Annotated in this window: 16 protein-coding genes; 14 read left to right on the plus strand and 2 right to left on the minus strand. The window is 28.6% G+C overall.

Annotated features, from left to right (window positions below):
• Positions 1–47 precede the first annotated feature (47 nt).
• The 3 genes from ACULEV_RS07545 (at position 48) to sucD (ending at position 2,306) form a co-directional block, all read left to right on the plus strand.
• Positions 48–989, plus strand: coding sequence for a UDP-3-O-(3-hydroxymyristoyl)glucosamine N-acyltransferase (locus tag ACULEV_RS07545; RefSeq protein WP_445458057.1), 942 nt, complete (start codon positions 48–50; stop codon positions 987–989).
• Positions 979–1,341 carry a nuclear transport factor 2 family protein gene (locus ACULEV_RS07550; protein ID WP_445458058.1) on the plus strand — a complete coding sequence of 121 codons (363 nt, stop codon included), beginning with the start codon at positions 979–981 and terminating at the stop codon, positions 1,339–1,341. The genes ACULEV_RS07545 and ACULEV_RS07550 overlap by 11 nt, the downstream gene beginning before the upstream one ends.
• Before the next feature lie 92 nt (positions 1,342–1,433).
• Complete coding sequence (sucD, locus tag ACULEV_RS07555) at positions 1,434–2,306, plus strand: succinate--CoA ligase subunit alpha (protein ID WP_445458059.1); 873 nt, start codon at positions 1,434–1,436, stop codon at positions 2,304–2,306.
• Between the two features lie 75 nt (positions 2,307–2,381).
• Here the strand turns inward: sucD and ACULEV_RS07560 are convergent, their stop codons facing one another.
• Positions 2,382–3,569 (minus strand): cytochrome-c peroxidase, encoded by a 1,188-nt coding sequence (locus ACULEV_RS07560; RefSeq protein WP_445458060.1) that lies wholly within the window; start codon positions 3,567–3,569, stop codon positions 2,382–2,384.
• Positions 3,570–3,828: 259 nt separating this feature from the next.
• Here ACULEV_RS07560 and fabG point away from each other — a divergent pair, with 259 nt between their 5' ends.
• Together fabG and ACULEV_RS07570 are read left to right on the plus strand one after the other, a co-directional pair.
• The gene (gene fabG / locus ACULEV_RS07565) at positions 3,829–4,575 is read left to right on the plus strand and encodes a 3-oxoacyl-[acyl-carrier-protein] reductase (protein ID WP_445458061.1); all 747 of its coding nucleotides are present in this window, start codon (positions 3,829–3,831) and stop codon (positions 4,573–4,575) included.
• Positions 4,576–4,651: 76 nt separating this feature from the next.
• Positions 4,652–6,679, plus strand: a complete 2,028-nt coding sequence (locus tag ACULEV_RS07570; RefSeq protein WP_445458062.1) for a hypothetical protein — start codon at positions 4,652–4,654, stop codon at positions 6,677–6,679.
• On the opposite strand, the gene ACULEV_RS07575 is transcribed toward ACULEV_RS07570, so the two are convergent.
• The gene (locus ACULEV_RS07575) at positions 6,674–8,764 is read right to left on the minus strand and encodes an LTA synthase family protein (RefSeq protein WP_445458063.1); all 2,091 of its coding nucleotides are present in this window, start codon (positions 8,762–8,764) and stop codon (positions 6,674–6,676) included. The two genes, ACULEV_RS07570 and ACULEV_RS07575, sit on opposite strands and share 6 nt — an antisense overlap.
• Positions 8,765–8,912: 148 nt before the next feature.
• Between ACULEV_RS07575 and ACULEV_RS07580 the strand changes: the two genes are divergently transcribed.
• The 9 genes from ACULEV_RS07580 (at position 8,913) to ACULEV_RS07620 (ending at position 19,831) form a co-directional block, all read left to right on the plus strand.
• A complete protein-coding gene (locus ACULEV_RS07580) occupies positions 8,913–9,350 on the plus strand; it encodes a thioredoxin family protein (RefSeq protein ID WP_445458064.1) in 438 nt (145 codons plus the stop codon).
• Entirely contained in the window at positions 9,347–10,327 is a 981-nt protein-coding gene (locus ACULEV_RS07585) for an FAD:protein FMN transferase (protein ID WP_445458065.1), read from the plus strand. The genes ACULEV_RS07580 and ACULEV_RS07585 overlap by 4 nt, the downstream gene beginning before the upstream one ends.
• 4 nt (positions 10,328–10,331) lie before the next feature.
• Positions 10,332–10,541, plus strand: coding sequence for a DUF4266 domain-containing protein (locus ACULEV_RS07590; RefSeq protein ID WP_445458066.1), 210 nt, complete (start codon positions 10,332–10,334; stop codon positions 10,539–10,541).
• Positions 10,542–10,552: 11 nt separating this feature from the next.
• Positions 10,553–11,986, plus strand: coding sequence for a DUF3570 domain-containing protein (locus ACULEV_RS07595; protein ID WP_445458067.1), 1,434 nt, complete (start codon positions 10,553–10,555; stop codon positions 11,984–11,986).
• A gap of 9 nt (positions 11,987–11,995) precedes the next feature.
• A complete protein-coding gene (locus ACULEV_RS07600; RefSeq protein ID WP_445458068.1) occupies positions 11,996–12,661 on the plus strand; it encodes a response regulator transcription factor in 666 nt (221 codons plus the stop codon).
• Between the two features lie 2 nt (positions 12,662–12,663).
• Positions 12,664–13,545: a cation diffusion facilitator family transporter gene (locus ACULEV_RS07605; protein WP_445458069.1), complete on the plus strand. Its 882-nt coding sequence runs from the start codon at positions 12,664–12,666 to the stop codon at positions 13,543–13,545.
• Positions 13,546–13,553: 8 nt separating this feature from the next.
• Entirely contained in the window at positions 13,554–14,945 is a 1,392-nt protein-coding gene (locus ACULEV_RS07610) for a sensor histidine kinase (RefSeq protein ID WP_445458070.1), read from the plus strand.
• 70 nt (positions 14,946–15,015) lie between these two features.
• Positions 15,016–15,393: a hypothetical protein gene (locus ACULEV_RS07615; protein ID WP_445458071.1), complete on the plus strand. Its 378-nt coding sequence runs from the start codon at positions 15,016–15,018 to the stop codon at positions 15,391–15,393.
• Positions 15,394–15,493: 100 nt separating this feature from the next.
• Positions 15,494–19,831 carry a CusA/CzcA family heavy metal efflux RND transporter gene (locus ACULEV_RS07620; RefSeq protein ID WP_445458072.1) on the plus strand — a complete coding sequence of 1,446 codons (4,338 nt, stop codon included), beginning with the start codon at positions 15,494–15,496 and terminating at the stop codon, positions 19,829–19,831.
• Positions 19,832–19,865 lie beyond the last annotated feature (34 nt).

The raw sequence follows: 19,865 nt of genomic DNA on the forward strand, positions 1-19,865 counted from the left end.
TTTAGATAACGAATCACTTTTTACTAATCACTAATTACTGCTTATATATGAAATTTAGTAAACCACATAATTTAAAAGATATTGCATCTCTTATTAATGCTAAATACATTGGTAAAGATGATTTTCAAGTACTTGGAATGAATGAAATTCATGTGGTTGAAGCAGGTGATATCGTTTTTGTAGATCATCCAAAGTATTATGATAAGGCTTTAGAATCAGCAGCTACAATAGTTTTGATTAATAAAGAAGTCGATTGTCCAGAAGGAAAAGTATTGTTGATTTCTGATGATCCTTTTAGAGATTTTAATAAGCTATCACAACATTTTAGACCTTTTCAATTTTCTAATATTTCTATTTCTCCTTCTGCAACAGTTGGTGAAGGGACAGTGATTCAACCAAATTGTTTTATTGGTCATAACGTCGTAATAGGAAAAAATTGTATTATTCATTCAAATGTATCCATTTATGATAATACTATAATTGGAAATAATGTTATTGTTCATGCAGGAACAATTTTAGGAGCTGATGCATTTTATTATAAAAAAAGACCAGAAGGTTTTGACCAGTTGTTGTCTTGTGGTAGAGTAGTTGTTCAAGATAATGTAGGAATAGGTGCTTTATGTACTATTGATAAAGGAGTAACAGGTGATACAACTATTGGCGAAGGAACAAAAATAGACAATCAAGTTCATGTTGGTCACGATACAGTAATTGGTAAAAAATGTTTAATTGCTGCACAAACTGGAATTGCGGGTTGTGTAATTGTAGAAGATGAAGTTACTTTATGGGGACAAGTTGGTACAACAAGTGGAATAACCATTGGTTCAAAAGCAGTAGTTATGGGGCAAACTGGTGTTACAAAATCTATTGATGGCGGTAAAACTTACTTTGGAACACCAATAGAAGAATCACGTGAAAAATTAAAACAACTTGCTAACATAAAAAAAATACCTCAAATTTTAGATAAATTAAGAGAAAATGACAAATAAAGAGCAAATTCAAAAATTTTATCTCGAAGATGGAATTAGAAATATTGAAATATTAAATGATTTACTTCACAATGAGGTTTCTCTTGAGTGGATTAGTTCAGATGGTATTTTAATCCTGAATAAAGAGAGAATTTTAAATTTAGCTGCTGAATTAAAACAAAATTACAACAATTCAATAATTGAAATAACTCATATTATTGAAGAAGGAAATCAAGTTGTCGTAAAATACAATCACAAAGTTTCTACTATTGAAAATCCTTCAGAATTAATTCCTATTGCAAGATTTATTGTAATATGGGAATTTTTAGAAAATAAATTGCATAGAGGGTACCAAATTAGTCAACCTTCATAATTTCACAAAAATAAAACTTAAAAAGTTCCTGTTTTTTTTACAAAAAACTTACTTTTGCAACACAATTTAAAAAATAATATAATAATCATATCATGAGTGTTTTAGTAAATAAAGATTCAAAAATAATTGTTCAAGGTTTCACAGGAAGTGAAGGAACTTTCCATGCTTCTCAAATGATTGAATATGGTACTAATGTTGTGGGTGGTGTAACTCCAGGAAAAGGAGGAACAACTCACTTAGATAGACCCGTCTTTAATACAGTACAAGATGCTGTAGAAAAAGCTGGAGCAAATACTTCAATTATCTTTGTACCACCAGCATTTGCTGCTGATGCAATTATGGAAGCTGCAGATGCAGGAATTAAAGTTATTATTTGTATTACAGAAGGTATACCTGTTGCAGATATGATTAAAGCATACGATTACATTAAATCAAGAGATTGTCGTTTAGTAGGTCCTAATTGTCCTGGTGTAATTACTCCAGATGAAGCAAAAGTGGGTATTATGCCAGGTTTTGTTTTCAAAAAAGGTAAAGTTGGAATTGTATCTAAATCAGGTACATTAACTTATGAAGCTGCTGATCAAGTTGTAAAACAAGGTTTAGGAATAACTACAGCAATTGGAATTGGTGGTGATCCAATTATTGGAACAACTACAAAAGAGGCAGTTGAATTATTAATGAATGATCCAGAAACGGAATGTATCATTATGATTGGTGAAATTGGAGGTCAATTAGAAGCTGATGCAGCTAGATGGGTAAAAGCTGATGGAAATCGTAAGCCAGTTGTTGGTTTTATCGCAGGTGAAACAGCTCCAAAAGGAAGAACAATGGGGCATGCTGGTGCAATTGTAGGTGGTGCTGACGATACTGCTGAGGCTAAAAAACGTATCATGAGAGAAAATGGAATTCATGTAGTAGATTCTCCAGCTGAAATTGGTAAAAAAGTTAAAGAAGTTTTAGGATAGTTAATTCTAAATATAAAGATAAAAAAGTCTCAAAATTAATTTTTTGAGACTTTTTTTCTTATTTGTATTTTGAGGTTATTCAAAAGGGTTGCTCCATTTACTATCCGAATAAACATTTGAACCAGCTAATGTTTCTAAAAAAGCTTGTAAAGCGCTCATTTCTGCTCCTGTCATATTCAATTGTTGTCCATTTCCTCCAGGTTGTAATTTGGGATCTAAATTTGTATTTCCAGGAGCTAAATTAATGGTGTTATAATGTCCGATTGCTGCTTGCAAGTTTGCAATATTACCAGTGTGCATTAAAGTAGTATTCAATGTGCCATCTTGTTTAACCAAATCTCTTAATGAAGGAGCACGAGTATTGGTAATATCAATTCCTGTATTATTTATAGTTCCAATTATTCCATTATTTAATGTATTGGGATCAATGTCAAATTCAGGAGCTCTATGACAGCCAGCGCATCCTACACCTCCTCCAATGCGAGAACCAGAACCATCAAACTGTGGAGGAGTTAAAAATAGATTTTTACCTAAATTTTCTTGTTGTGTGAAATTTGGAAAAGGTTGATTGTCATTGTTTACCAAAGTTCTTCCAGAATCGTATTTAGAATCAAAAGATTGAATACTTCTTATAAATTGAGCTAATGAATTTTGAATTTTCATCTCTGTAATTTCATCAGTTCCATAAACAAATGTGAATAGCTCTTTATAGTATTCAATATTTTTCATTCTTGTAATTAAATCTGCAAAAGATAAATCTCCATTGGCTCCACTAAACCCCATTTCTCCATGGTCTTTAATTGGCATTGTAGTTTGGATTTCTAGACTTGCTGCTCTTTCGTCCCAGAAAAATTTAGTTTCTGTAGCAAATCGGGTATTAATTAACCGCATGGAGTGTCTTCCTGTTGTTCCATTAACACCGTTGCTTGCCATAGCCGCATTATCTCCAAAAGCATTCGCTTGTTTATGACAACTGGCACAAGCTACTGAATTATCGGATGATAAATTTGTATCATAAAATAAAACTCTTCCTAATGTTGCTCCTTTATCAGAAATTGGATTTAAAGCACCATTATCTTTAGTGATGTAATTGGGAATGGTTTGATTAGCATAATTATCTAAATTGGTTACATCAATTGTATTGCTAAAAGTTGTAGCAATAGTAGGAAAATTTGGAATAGTTTCATAAACTTCATTTGCATCTTTGCTACAGGAAATTAACGAAAATAGTGCAAAAAATAGTACGATTTGATAAGTTTTCATCTGCATAAATATATAGTTTAGTTTATTTAAGACTTCATATACAAAAAAAGGTTTAACTCGTTTAAGTAAAATTTAAAGACATTTTTTATGTTTGGTATTTCTTAAGTTGATAGATTACCTTATTATAATATAGCTTGATATCTTTTCTCAACATCAATTAAAAACAGATTTGTTTTTAATAAAACAGAAGTATTTTCTTATTCTGTTTTATAAACTTTAAATTATTAATATATTTGGCTTTAAATTTTAAGTAACAAAGATGAAATTATTAGAAGGTAAGGTAGCTATTATTACAGGTGCTAGCCGTGGTATAGGCAAAGGAATTGCTGAAGTATTTGCAAAAAATGGAGCTAACGTAGCTTTTACTTATAGTTCTTCAGCTTCTTCAGCTCAAGAATTAGAGAAAGAATTAAGTGCTTTAGGTGTAAAAGCAAAAGGATACCAATCAAATGCAGCTGATTTTGAAGAATCACAAAAATTAGTAGAGAATGTGTTAGCTGATTTCGGAACAATAGACATACTAATTAATAATGCAGGTGTCACAAAGGATAATTTATTGATGAGAATGAGCGAAGAAGATTTTGATAAAGTAATTGAAATCAATCTAAAGTCGGTTTTCAATATGACGAAAGCAGTTCAGAAAACTATGCTAAAAAACCGTAAAGGTTCAATTATTAATATGAGTAGTGTAGTAGGAGTAAAAGGAAACGCAGGTCAGGCAAACTACGCAGCTTCTAAAGCAGGTATGATTGGATTTTCTAAATCTGTTGCATTAGAGTTAGGATCAAGAAATATTCGTTGCAATGCTATTGCTCCAGGTTTTATTGAAACTGAAATGACTGCAAAATTGAATGAAGATGTTGTAAAAGGATGGAGAGAAGCTATTCCTTTGAAAAGAGGTGGTTCTCCAGAAGATGTAGCAAATGTTTGTGTTTTTTTAGCTTCAGACATGAGTGCCTATGTTACAGGACAAGTTATAAACGTAGATGGAGGAATGTTAACATAGAAAGTTGTCAGTAATCAGTGTTTAGTTAACAATTACTAAACACAAAAAGCTGAGAACTGAACACTAAAATAATTCAATGACAACAAGTACTATTTTACTTCTTATTTTATCAGTATTTATAGCTGCTGGTTTATCATTTTTTCAATACTTTTATAAAGCTAAGAATAAATCAAAAATAAATTTATTCTTAGCTTTTTTACGTTTTTTAAGTTTTCTAGGTATTTTTTTGCTACTTATTAACCCAATATTTACAAGAAAAACATACGAAATAGTAAAAACACCTTTACCCATTCTTGTTGATAACTCAGAATCTATTAAAGATTTGAGTGGAAATAACTTAAATGTAAGTTTATACGAACAATTATCTCAAAATAAAAATTTAAAAGAGAAATACGATATTCAATTATATACTTTTGATAAAGAATTTACAAGTAATGGTAAAATAGATTATACAGGAAAACAATCTCTAATTGATAACGCTGCAAAGAATTTAAAGCAGCTTTATAGAAATGTAAATTATCCAGTGGTTTTATTTACAGATGGAAATCAAACACAAGGAAGTGATTATATATATAGTTTTCAAGAAAACACAACTGTATATCCAGTGATTCAAGGTGATACAACTACTGTATTTGATTTAAAAATTAATCAAATTAATGTAAATAAGTATACTTTTCTTAAGAATAAGTTTCCTGTAGAGGTTTTTCTACAATATAATGGAAATGAATCACTTAATTCTCTTTTTTCTATCAAGAATGGAAATCAAACTATTTTTAAAAAGACTATTTCTTTTTCTTCTCAAAATAAAGCACAATCGGTACAAGTGTTACTTGATGCTAAATCTATTGGTGTCCAAAAGTATACAGCATCAATTAGTTCTTCAAAATCTGAAAAAAATAAAACTAATAATAGTAAAAATTTTATAGTTGAAGTTATTGATCAGCGTACAGAAGTTGCAATTGTTTCTGACATCATTCATCCCGATTTAAGTACTTTAAAACGAAGTATAGAAGTTAATGAACAACGTAAAGTAACTTTACTAAAACCTAATGAAATTAAAAATATTAGAGATTATAATATTTTGATTTTATACCAACCAAATAGTACTTTTAAAAGTGTTTTTGACGAAAACAAAACAGCACAAATTAATACTTTTATTATTACAGGTACAAATACAGATTTCAATTTTTTAGGACTTCATCAAACCGATTTTAGTTTTAGAATGTCACCACAAAAGGAGGATTATTTTGCTACTTATAATTCTGATTTTAATTTATTTTCGCAGGAAAACATTGGTTTTGAACATTTTTCATCACTTGAAAATAAATTTGGCACTATAACCATAAAAGAAAATGCTAAAACATTATTGAATGCAACCATTCGTAATATTCAAACAGGTAATCCATTGTTAACTTTTTTAGAAAATGGAAAACAAAGAAAAGGATACCTATTTGGTGAGAATATTTGGAAATGGAGAATGGAAACACATTTAAAGAAAAAATCATTTGACGATTTTGATTTATTTACTGATAAATGGGTACAATATTTAACGTCTAATTCTGCAAAAAAATCATTAGAAGTCGATTATAAGAGTTATTATAATGAAGGAGAAACAATTCAAATTACGGCTCAATATTTTGATAAAAACTATGAACTTGATGAAAACGCTCAATTAAATATAGTATTAACGAATAATGAAACTAAAAAGAGAAAAACTTATAATTTCTTAAAATCGAATATTGATTATAAAGTTGAATTTGATAATTTGGAAAAAGGGAATTATTCTTTTACTGTTAAAGAAAAAGAATCAAAAACTTCATTTTCAGGTAATTTTGAAATTTTAGAATTTGATATTGAAAAACAATTTGTAAATCCAGATAAATTACGATTAGAACAGTTAGCAACCAATACTTCTGGAAAAGCATATTTTCCTAATCAATTAGAGCAATTAACAAAATCCTTGTTAGAAAATCCTAACTTTTTACCTATTCAAAAAGAAGTAGTTAAAAAAACACCTTTAATAGATTGGACAATATTATTGATATTAATTTGTTTTTTTCTTTCAATTGAATGGTTTACAAGAAAATATAACGGTTTATTATAATTTTTGATATTTTTTGTTTTTTAACATAAAAGTAGCTGTTTGATAATAAGAAGTAGCTTCTAAAACGAGTGATTTGTCTATTTTTTTTCTAGGAATTTCATTATAAATCAATTGAAAATCATCTGATGTTTTTGGATTTTTAACCATTTCTAAATCAAATTGTTTTTCTTTCTTTACAGGTGAAATAATGGTTAATACATCCTCTTTAATAAACCCTAAATCTTCATAAGTTGCAATAAAGGCTCTTGGCTTATAATCAGTTTTCATAACATCTTGACCATAAAATTTACTTTTATAATTAAAATGCAATAATCCAAAAAGTGTTGGCATTAAATCAATTTGAGACATTAATTTATTTTCATTTTTTGGAGCAATGAAACCAGGAGCATAAATCATGGCTGGAATATGATATTTATCCATTGGTAATTCTGTTTTCCCAGAACTTGATGCACAATGATCGGAAAGAATGACAAAAACTGTATTTTCATACCAAGTTTGTTTTTTGGCCATTTTGAAAAATTGTTTCAAAGCATAATCAGTATATTTTATACCACCATTTCTAGATTTTGCATCACTCGGAATATCAATTTTTCCATCAGGATAAGTAAAAGGCCTATGATTACTAACAGTCATCCAATGGTTAAAGAAAGGCTTGCCTGTTTTTGCTTCTTCATTCATTGTTTTAATTGCTTTTTTAGCCATATCTTCATCACAAACGCCCCAAATATTGGCAAAAGTAATTTCATATGGAGAAAAAGTTGTTTTATCTATAACATCATACCCATTTCCACTAAAGAAATTCTGCATATTATCAAAAAAAGCATCACCACCATATAAATATTTCACTTGATACCCTTTTGATCTAAAAATACTTCCTGTACTAAATTTGTCGTTATTGTCCTTTCTTTTAATAACACTTTCCCCAGGAGTAGGAGGAATACAAAGAGTAACTGCTTCTAAACCTCTAACTGTTCTATTTCCTGTGGCATAAAAATTGGAAAAATTAAGACTTTGTAAGGCTAGTGAATCTAAAAAAGGAGTGAGATTTTCTTCATTTCCATATAGTTTCATATACGATGCACTTAAGCTTTCCATAGTAATTAAAACTACATTCTTTTTAATTTCAATACTATCATTAGTTATAGAACGAAGAGTGGAATTCTCTGAACTATTTTGCAATTGTTTTTTTAACTCAGCAAATGCCTTTTGGTCATCGATAGTATTGTAGAATTTATAAAAATCCAATTCGCTATTCATAAAAGCTAAATAAAATTTATAAACTCCATTAGCTTGTAATTCATTAGTAAAAACATTCTTTGAATTTTCAAGTTTAGCTAAATTAGGTATTGCAAATAATGAAATAATAAAAAAGACAATATAAATACCTACTATTTTTAATTTATCCCATAATGAAGGCAAATAATCTAAGTATATTTTCGATCTCTTTACAATTAAATAAGTGATTAATAATGTAATAATTCCTACTGAAGTGAATAAAGGAATTACAGGATAAGATTCTAGGATATTTCCAATTACAGTATTGGTGTAAACCAAATAGTCAACAGCTATAAAATTGTATTTTACTCCAAATTCATTCCAAAAGAAGAATTCACTAACTGCATTTTGAATAATTAATAATACAAATAAAAAAATAGTAAATGAAAAAACAGCAAATCGTATTTGTTTTCTATGTTTAGGTAAAAATAGGAGTAAGCCCATTAATACTGTTTTTACCCCAACAAAAATTAATCCTAACGTTGGTAAAACACCTCCATATTCATTTAGTATTGATTTACCAGATAGAATATAGACGAATAATAAAAGATAACCTCCAAAAAGAAAATATCCCCATGGCTTATTGAATTTTGAATTAGATAAAAACAATAAATACAACCATAGAAAAGTACTTGCAATAACAAAGACAAAAAAATCTGAAGCAATACTTAAAATAAAAATTTTTATTATTTCAACAACACTAAAATTAGATTGAGTAATAGGATGAAACAATAAAATGATTCTTAGAATAAAACTAATAACTATATAAATTATAGCTAGATTTTTAAATGGAGTAAGGTATTTGTTCATGACTAATTAATTATAAATCAAATGTATAATTAGTATTATTTTATTGACTTAAGATTCAACTAATATTAACTTAAGTTTTACTTAATTTAAATCTCACTAGATAATAATAGGTTATAAAATCGTTTAATTTGTATAAAAATTATTTAAAATGAAAAAAAATATAACCCTTTTGTTTTTATTTATAGTAGTTGTAGGTTTTTCACAAGATTGGAAATATAATTTTGAAGAAGCAAAAGAATTGGCTAAGCAACAGGATAAAAATATTATCCTTATTTTTTCTGGTTCTGATTGGTGTGCACCTTGTATAAAGTTGGAAAAAAATATTTGGGAATCAGAAGTTTTTCAAAAAGAGTCTGCTGAAAATTGGATTTTGGTAAAGGCTAATTTCCCAAGAAAAAAAGCCAATCAATTATCTGAAGAACAAAGCAATCATAACAGAAACCTTGCTGAAAAATATAATATTGAAGGAAGTTTTCCTTTAGTAGTTTTATTAGATAATACAGGAAAAGTATTAGGAAAAATGGGATTTAAAAACGTTCCTCCTGAAGAATACATTAAAATGATTCACGCATTAGAAAAAAAATGAGAAAAGTAGCACTCTTTTTATTTGTTTTAACCCTTAGTAATTCATTTTCCCAACAAGTTTTTAAAAAGAAGCAAAGTTTGTTAGGAAGTCCATTTGAAATTACGGTTGTAGCGAAAGATTCTATTGAAGCGGATAAATTTACTTCATTAGCAATTTCAGAAGTAAAACGAATTGAAAATTTAATCTCAGATTGGATTCCAACCACACAAATTTCTAAAGTAAATCAGAATGCTGGAATTGCTCCTGTTAAAGTAGATTTAGAAGTTTATAATCTAGTAGAAAGAGCGACAAAAATTTCTAAGTTAACTTCTGGAGCATTTGATATTAGTTATGCTTCAATGGATAAAATTTGGAAATTTGATGGAAGTATGAAAGAAATGCCTACTCCAGAAGCAATAAAAAAATCAGTTGAAAAAGTAGGCTATCAAAATATTATTTTAAATCCAAAAGACACTACAATTTTTCTTAAAATCAAAGGAATGAAATTAGGTCTTGGAGGAATTGGACAAGGCTATATTGCAGATAAAATCAAAGCTTTATTACAAGAAAATGGTTGTTCATCTGGATTGGTAAATGTTTCAGGAGATATTAATACTTGGGGAACTCAACCTAATGGAGAGGTATGGACAGTGGGAATTATAAATCCAATGAATAAAAACAAAGTGTTTGCAACCTTTCCATTAATAGATAGTGCTGTTGAAACTTCTGGGAGTTATGAAAAATTTGTGAATTTCAATGGAAAAAGATATTCACATATTATTGATCCAAGGACAGGCTATCCAGCATCTGGTATTATTAGTATTTCAGTTTTTGCCAAACAAACTGAATTAGCTGATGCATTAGCCACAGGAATCTTTGTTTTAGGAATAGAAGTAGGATTAGATTTAATAAATCAATTAAACGGGATAGAATGCATTATTGTTGATGATAAAGGAGGCATTCACGCATCAAAAAATATAGATATCAAAAAAAATTAATAAAATGAGAAAAATAATTGTAGTAGCAGTAATTATAGTTTCTGTGATTTCCTGTAATTCAGTTAAAGAATACGACAAACAATATATCAATGATCCAGAAATGAAACTTTCTGCAAGAAGTTCTGAGCGTTATGAAACTACTTTTCAAGTATATAGGGAGGCAGCTTCTGGTGCAAATGGAGGAAAAACTGGTGGTGGTTGTGGTTGCAATTAAGAAAGAGTAAAATGAAAAATAAATTTATATTAACCTTAGGATTAATGACTTGTGTAGCTTTTTCACAAGAAAAGGATTCAACAGAAGTAGTTTATAAAAAGCGTGTATTAGAATCTACCGAAGTAGATTTCTTAGCCAGTTATTATAAACAAGATGGTGTACACTCTTCAGTTTCAGGAGGTATGGGATCAGAAAAATTAACCGATTTAGCATCTAATATTATAGTTGCAATTCCTCTAAACGATGATGATGTATTAACTGTAGATATGGGAATTTCAGCCTATACGTCAGCATCTTCCAGTAATATTAATCCATTTAATTCATCGGGAGCTTCTGGTGGAGAAGATGACGATGATGACAGAAGAGCAGCAATTGGCCCATACGGAACACCTTGGCAAGCATCTTCAGGAGCTTCTGCTCAAGATGCATTAGCTTCAGTAGTCGTAAATTATAGTCATAGTAGTGATAATAGAAATTTCATTTGGAACGCTGATGTAGCATTTTCAAATGAATATGATTATACTTCTATCGGATTTGGTGGAGGTGTTAGTAAATTATTTAATAATAAAAATAGCGAAATTTCTATTAAAGCTAATGTATATCTTGACCAATGGAGACCAATATATACAACAGAATTGCATGAATATGCAAGTTATGGTCCTGGATTTCAAAATAGTGGTTTTTTTAGTGGTGTAACTATTTTAGACCAAAACGGAAATGCAACTACAAATTATTTACCTTCTGATTTTACAGTCTGGAACTCAACTAATAGAAATTCCTATTCTGCTTCATTTGGTTTTTCTCAAGTAGCGACTAAAAAAATGCAATTTTCATTATTTTTTGATATTCTTCATCAAGAAGGAATGTTATCAACTCCATACCACAGAGTATATTTTGCAGATAAAGCAAATTATTATATTGGTCAAGCCGAATATATTCCTGTATATGAAACTACTCAAAATGTTGGTGTTTATCAATTAGCAGATGATATTGAGCGTTTACCAAATACACGTTTTAAAATTCCAGTAGGTACTCGCTTAAATTATTATTTGAACGAGAGATTAACTCTTAGAACATATTATAGATATTATTGGGATAATTGGGGAATAACTTCAAACACTGCTAGCATTGAATTACCCGTTAAGTTGTCAGAAAAATTCACTGTTTTTCCATCTTACAGATATTATACTCAAGAAAAATCAAAATATTTTGCACCTTATGAAACGCATTTATCAACTGAAGAATATTATACTTCTGATTATGATTTATCTACTTTTGATGCACATCAGTATGGGTTTGGAATAAATTATACAGATATTTTTACTAACGCTCGAATTTGGAAATTTGGACTGAAAAACATCGATTTTAGATTTAATCACTATGACAGAAACGATGGTTTGAATGCTAATATTGTTACTTTTGGAGTAAAATTTGTCCAACAATAAATAGAAATAATGCATATTCTTATAGTTGAAGATGAAAAAGGAATTATAGATTTTCTAAAACAAGGTTTGGAAGAAGAAGGATTTACTATTTCCTTTGCCATGGATGGAAAAGAAGGTTTAGAAAAAGCTTTGGCTCTATCTGTAGATTTAATTCTTCTAGATTGGATGTTGCCCAAAATGAATGGTGTTGATGTTTGTAAAGCAATAAGACTTCAAAAAACTACTGTACCTATTATTTTTTTAACTGCCAAAGATACTATTCAAGAGACAATTGAAGGATTAAAAGCAGGAGCTAATGATTATATTAAAAAACCATTTAGCTTTGAAGAATTATTGGAACGAATAAAAATACATTTTCGTGCAAATAGTGATAATAATAAATTAACTTTAGGAAATATTTTACTTGATAAAAGTAAATTTCAAGTTTTTGTAGATAAAAATGAAGTCTCTTTAACACATAGAGAATTTGAGTTATTAGCTTATTTAATTACAAACAAAGGAAAAGTTTGTACTAGAAATAAGATTATAGAAGACGTTTGGAATATTCATTTTGACTATGATACAGGAGTTATTGATGTATTTATGAATGCCATTCGAAAAAAATTAAACCTTTCAAAAGATGAAGAACTTATAAAAACGATAAGAGGAGTAGGCTATATAGCCAATGAAAATTAAACATGGGAAGTATAGAACAGAAAGCAATAAAAGCAACTTATTTTAGTATTATTGGGAATACCTTGTTGGCAATAATTAAAGGAATTACTGGCTATTTTGGAAACTCTTATGCTATGATTGCTGATGCTATTGAATCTACAGCAGATATTTTTGCTTCTTTTCTAGTACTTTTTGGAATTAAATATTCAAATAGACCTGCAGATGAAAATCATCCCTACGGACATGGTAGAGCTGAACCATTAATTACTTTTTTGGTTGTTGGCTTTTTAATCACTTCTGCAACTATAATTGCCTATAAAAGTATTATAAATATCCAAACTCCACATGAATTACCAAAACCTTTTACATTATTTGTTTTAGGAGGAATCATTCTTTGGAAAGAAATTTCTTTTCAAATTGTTATAAAAAAAAGTAAAGAAACAAAAAGTAGCTCATTAGAAGCAGATGCTTGGCATCACAGAAGTGATGCTATAACTTCAGTAGCAGCATTCATTGGAATTTCTATTGCAGTTTTTTTAGGAAAAGGATATGAGTCAGCTGATGATTGGGCAGCCTTATTTGCTTCATTTGCAATATTGTATAATAGTTATAAAATTTTTCGTCCAGCTCTTGGTGAAATTATGGACGAACACTTATATCATAATTTAGAAAACGATATTAAGTGTATTTCTAATAATGTTTCTGGTGTTTTAGGTATCGAAAAATGTTATATTAGAAAAGCAGGAATGAAATATCATGTTGATTTACATGTTATTGTTAAAGGAACAATTTCAGTCAAAGAAGGACACGATATTGCTCATAATCTAAAAGATACTTTACGTACTGAATTAATTGAACTAGGACACGTTCTAATTCATATTGAACCTGATTTTGAAACCATTTAATCTAGATTATGTTTTCTTTTTCATTTAAAAATAGAATCGCATTTAACTACATTCTTAGTGGTTCAATTTTAATTGCTATGGTATTTGTTTGCATCTTCGCAATTGTGAAATATAGTGTGAATGAGCATATAAATGAAGGTATACAAGAAGAGCTAGAGAAACATTTAGAAGAAGTTAAAATTGATAGTAATAATACTTATCTTATTCAAGTTGATCAATGGAGAGCAAGAGAACATAATTCTATTAACGTTAATCCTGTTTTTGTCGAGTTTTATGATACTAATAAACAATTAATTGATAAATCACCTAATCTTAATGATTCCAATCTTAAACTACTAGATGATTCTCATAATAATGAGTTTTTTAATACTTCTCTAAATGGAATTTCAGTAAGACAATTGCAAACGCCTATTATCAATGAAAATAAAGTAGTAGGTTATTTGGTTGTGGCTATGTCATTAGAAGATTTTGAAATTGTTGAAATTCTAAAAGAAACACTCCTTATTTCATTTCCAATCATTTTAATTGTTTTATTCTTAATTGCTCGCTTTTTTGCAGGAAGAAGTATTAAACCTGTCAGTACAATTATTGAAACCTCAAGTAAAATTACCAAAGATAATTTGCAAACCAGAATTCCTTTGCCACATAATAAAGACGAATTATATAGACTTTCTGAAAATATCAATCATTTATTGGATAGAATTGAAAATACTATAGAAAGAGAAAAGCAATTCACTTCAGACGCTTCTCATGAATTAAGAACACCATTAGCAGTTATAAAAGGTACAATGGAGGTTTTAATTCGAAAACCAAGAAGTCAAGAAGAATATGAATCTAAAATTAATTTCTGTATTTCAGAAGTAAATCGATTAAATCACATGGTTGATCAGTTATTACTTTTGGCACGTTTTGAAAATCAAAAGCAAAACATAAAAAAAGAATCTATTTATTTAAATGCAATTATATTAGATAGTTTAACACGGTTTTCAAATAAAATTGATAGTAAAAAAATAAAAGTAAAGACGCTTTTTACCCAAGATTATTATCTACTATCAGATAACTATTTAGTTTCTATTATAATTAGTAATTTAATATCAAATGCAATTAAATATACTAATAATAATGGAGAAGTTTCTATTTCTTTGGTTATCCAAAAAAATACAATTGATTTTATTATAAAAGATAATGGAGTAGGAATTTCTCCTAATGATTTAGACAAAATATTCAGTTCTTTTTATCGTTCAGATGTTTCTAATCATCCTGAAATAAAAGGAACTGGATTAGGATTATCTATTGTAAAAAGATTATGTGATTTATTAAAGATTGATATTTCTGTGAAGAGTACTTTAGATATAGGAACAGAAGTTAAATTAAGTTTTCCTTTAGAAAATCCTAAGTAGACCTTAAGTTTTCCTATGTTTTTAAATTGTAAATTTGTATTATACTTATTTAAATTACTAATTTTATAATATGAGTAAAGTAATTGTCTTTTTTTTAATAACACTATTTTTGTGTAGCAACACATCAATAGGGCAATTATTGAAAGTTCCTAATTTAATAGAGCATTATAAGGAACATAAAGGTATAGTTAATACTACTTCAAATTCATTTATTCAATTTTTAAAAGCTCATTATTCAAAAAACACTAAAAACAAAGAAAAAGAACATCAAGATTTACCATTTAAAACCTTTGATAGTTCTGTAAATCATTTATTTACATTTGTAATATTAAATTTTCAACTTTCCTATAAAAGAACAACTTTTAAAGCAAAAAAGGTCTTTTTTTATACGAATTCCTTTAAATCAAATTTATTTACTTCTATTTGGCTTCCACCAAAATTGGTCTAACATAAGAGCGTATAGAAATTATGACTAATTTCTATACTATAATTTGTATTTATCAATAAATAAGATGAATACTATTTATTAATTTTTCAATTTAATAAAAATGTTAGAAAAAATAATTGCTTTCAGTCTTAAAAATAAATTCATAGTTATCTTGTTAACATTGGGTATTCTTGGGTTTGGATTGTATTCTTTAACCCAAATTTCAATTGGTGCAGTTCCTGATGTTACCAATAATCAAGTCCAAGTAATTACAACTTCTCAAAATCTTTCTACTCAAGATATTGAACAATATATTACATATCCAGTTGAATTAGAAATGGCTAATTTGCCTGGAGTTGATGAAATTCGTTCGGTTTCAAAATTTGGTTTATCGGTAGTAACGATTGTTTTTAATGATGAAATTGGAACTTATTTACCAAGACAATTAATTGCCGAAAAGATAAAATCTGCGTCTGAAAAAATTCCAGCTGGTTTTGGAACTCCAGAAATGGGACCAATTACGACAGGTTTAGGTGAAATTTACCAATACACCTTAGAAGTAAAACCCGAATATAAAGAGGAATATTCTGTAACCGATTTACGAACCTTGCAAGATTGGGTAGTAAAGCGTCAATTATCTGGAATAAAAGGTGTTGTAGAAATAAATACTTGGGGTGGATATTTAAAACAATATGAAATTGCTGTAGTTCCTTCTGCTTTAAAAGCAATGAATATTACAATAAATGATGTTTTAACAGCTTTAGAAAAAAATAATAGTATTGCTGGTGGTGCTTATATCGAAAAAACAAATCAAAGTTATTTTATTCGTGGTGAAGGCAAAGTAAAATCAATTGAAGATATTAACAACATTGTAATTAAAAATATAAATGGTAATCCCATTTATGTAAAAAATGTGGCAAATGTTCGCTATGGTGCAGCAAATCGTTTTGGAGCAATCACAGGAAATGGAGAAGGAGAGAAGGTTTTAGGTCAAGTTATGATGCTAAAAGGAGGAAATTCTAAACAAGTTATTGATGATGTTAAAGCAAGAGTTATAGAAATAGAAAAGTCACTACCAAAAGGAGTTTATATCAACGGATTTTTAGAAAGAAGTGAGTTAGTGGGGAAAACTACATTCACAGTAGCTGAAAACTTAATTTTAGGCTGCCTAATTGTAATTTTTGTAGTAGTCATATTATTAGGAAATTGGCGTTCAGGATTAGTGGTAGCTTCTGTAATACCTTTATGTTTATTATTTGCTATTTCTTTCATGAATATTTTTGGAATTGATGCCAACTTAATGAGTTTAGGAGCAATTGATTTCGGAATAATAATAGATGGAGCAGTAATTATTGTTGAATTTATTGCCTTCCAAATTGTACATAAATCCAAACAGTTAGTTGGTTTATCTAAAGAAGATAGACAAATTCAGATTGATGAAATTACTTATAAAAGTGCTTCAAAAATGATGAATTCAGCTGTTTTTGGCCAATTAATCATTTTAATTGTATTTATTCCAATATTATCGCTTTCTGGTGTTGAAGGAAAAATGTTCAAACCTATGGCAATGACATTTAGTTTTGCCTTAATAGGAGCTATGTTATTCTGTTTTACTTATGTTCCTGTAATTTCATCCCTATTTTTAAAACCAAAAGAAGAAAACCCAAAATCATTTTCAAATAGATTGATTAATAAATTGAATACGTGGTATTTACCTTCTATAAATTGGGCATTAAATAACACTAAAAAAGTTTTATATGGAGCATTAGGATTGTTAGTTATGGCGGTAGTTTTATTTACAACAATGGGAGGAGAATTTATTCCAACATTAGATGAAGGTGATTTCGTAATTCAACCCGTTTTAAAAACTGGAACTTCATTAACTAAAACTATTGAAACTACTACTAAAATAGAGCAAATCATTCTTAAAAATTTCCCTGAAGTTGAACAAGTGGTAAGTAGAATAGGAGCTGCAGAAGTTCCTACAGATCCAATGAGTATGGAAGAAAGTGACGTAATTGTGAAATTAAAGCCAAAATCCGAATGGGTTTCAGCTAGTTCTAAAGATGAATTAGCCGACAAAATAAAAGAAGCTATCGAAAAGAAAATTCCAAACATGGAAATCGAATTCACACAACCTATTGAAATGCGTTTTAATGAATTGATTTCTGGAACACGTTCTGATGTTGCCATAAAAGTATTTGGTGACGATTTAGATGTATTAGCCAGAAAAGCAGATGAGATTGCCAAAGCAATTAAAAATGTCAAAGGTGCTTCTGATATTATTATTGAAAAAACGGAAGGTTTGCCACAAATGGCAGTCACTTATGATAGAATGAAAATTGCTCAATTTGGTATGAATATTGCCGATTTGAATGATGTTTTATCGCTAGCTTTCGCTGGAAAAACCGTAGGAACTGTCTTTGAAGGTGAAAAACGCTTTGACATGGTAATTCGTTCAGATAAAAATAATCGTACAGATATTCAAGATGTTCAGAATTTATATGTTTCCGCTCCAAATGGAGAACAAATTCCTTTGCAAGAGCTAGCAAAAATTGAATATACAACTGGTCCAGCAAAAATTTCAAGAGACAATACTAATAGGAGAATAGTGGTTGGTATAAATGTTAGAAATAGAGATTTGCAGAGTGTTGTAGATGATATTCAGAAAATCATTAATGCAAAAATTAAATTACCCACAGGTTATAGAGTCACTTATGGAGGGCAATTTGAAAATCTCCAAAGTGCAAAAGCAAGATTGTTGATTGCTGTTCCAATTGCTTTAGCATTGATTTTTATACTATTATACTTTGCATTTGGTTCAATCAAAGAAGCATTAATGGTATATTCAGCCATTCCATTATCAGCTGTTGGAGGGGTTTTATTCTTATGGATTCGTGATTTACCATTTAGTATTTCAGCAGGTGTTGGATTTATTGCTTTATTCGGAATTGCCGTTTTAAATGGAATTGTTTTAATCGAACATTTTAAAGAACTAAAACATCAAGGAATAAAAGATATTAATGAACTAATTTTAAAAGGAACTACCGATAGATTACGCCCAGTTTTATTAACGGCTTCGGCAGCAGCTTTAGGTTTTTTACCAATGGCGATTTCGTCATCAGCAGGTGCAGAAGTGCAAAGACCTTTAGCAACTGTTGTAATTGGTGGTTTATTTACTGCAACTTTATTAACAATGTTAGTTTTACCCATTTTGTATAAAATTTTAGACACAAAAGAATTTAAAAAACCAAAATTCAAAAAACGCAATAAAGGAACTTATATAATTGCATTTTTATTATTTACTAGTTTAGGATTTTCACAAAATAGCCATCTAGAATTAGATAGTTTAATTGCAAAAGGAATTGCTAATAATAAGAATATCAAAGCCTTACAATTGCAAGTAGATAAAGCAAAAATGTCTATTAAAACAGCCTATTCTTTTGATAAAACTATGATATATTATAGCTATGATCAAAATAACCTAGCAGTAAACAATGAGCCTTTAAAAGTATTTGGTGTCCAACAAACTTTTGCATTCCCAACAATTTATGGTGCTCAAAGTAAGGTTTTAAAAGCAGAATTTGAAAAAGAAAAATCGAGTTTAGAGCTCCAAAAAAACCAATTGGCAAACGAAATTTCTAAGAAATATAATCAAATTGTCTATGTGCAACATAAACAAAAATTATATTATTATTTAGATAGTTTGTATCAAAATTTTTCAAAAGCAAGTGATAGAAGATTTGAATTGGGAGAAAGTAATTATTTGGAAAAAATTACAGCGCAAGCTAAATTTCGGCAAATAAATACACAATTAAATCAATTAGAAAAAGAGAAGATTGGATTATATGAAATGCTACAATCTTTAGTTCAATCAGATGAAAAAATTAGTATAAATTCCACTAAATTAGAAGAAAGAAATAATTTAAGTAATACTAATAATAAAGACCTATATGATTCATATTATCAGAACATTACAGAATTATATACTAATAAAATAAATTTACAAAAGCAGCAAGCTTTACCTGATATTCATTTACAATATTTTCAAGGAAAAAACACAGGTTTATCACAATCATTATATGGTTTTCAAGTAGGAATTGGAATTCCATTATTTTACAATGGAAATGTTGCCAAAAATAAAGTAGCTAAATTAGAATTACAGAGTTGGCAAATCCAAAAGGAAAACGAAATGCTTAAAATAGAAGCCTATCTCAAACAGAAAAATCAAGAATTATATCAATATAAAGAAAGCATTAATTATTATGATCAATATGGTAAAAAACTTTCAGAAGAAATTCTAAAAGTTGCCAATATGAGCTATAATCACGGTGAAATTGACTTTTTTCAATTCATTTTAAGTTTAGAAAATGCTACTGCAATCCAAATCGATTATCTTGATGCTTTATTACAATATAATTTAATCCAATTGCAATTACAATACATAATGATAGAATAATAGTATGTAATAGCTAAAAAAATAAATCAATACA

The organism is Flavobacterium sp. HNIBRBA15423 (assembly GCF_052655965.1).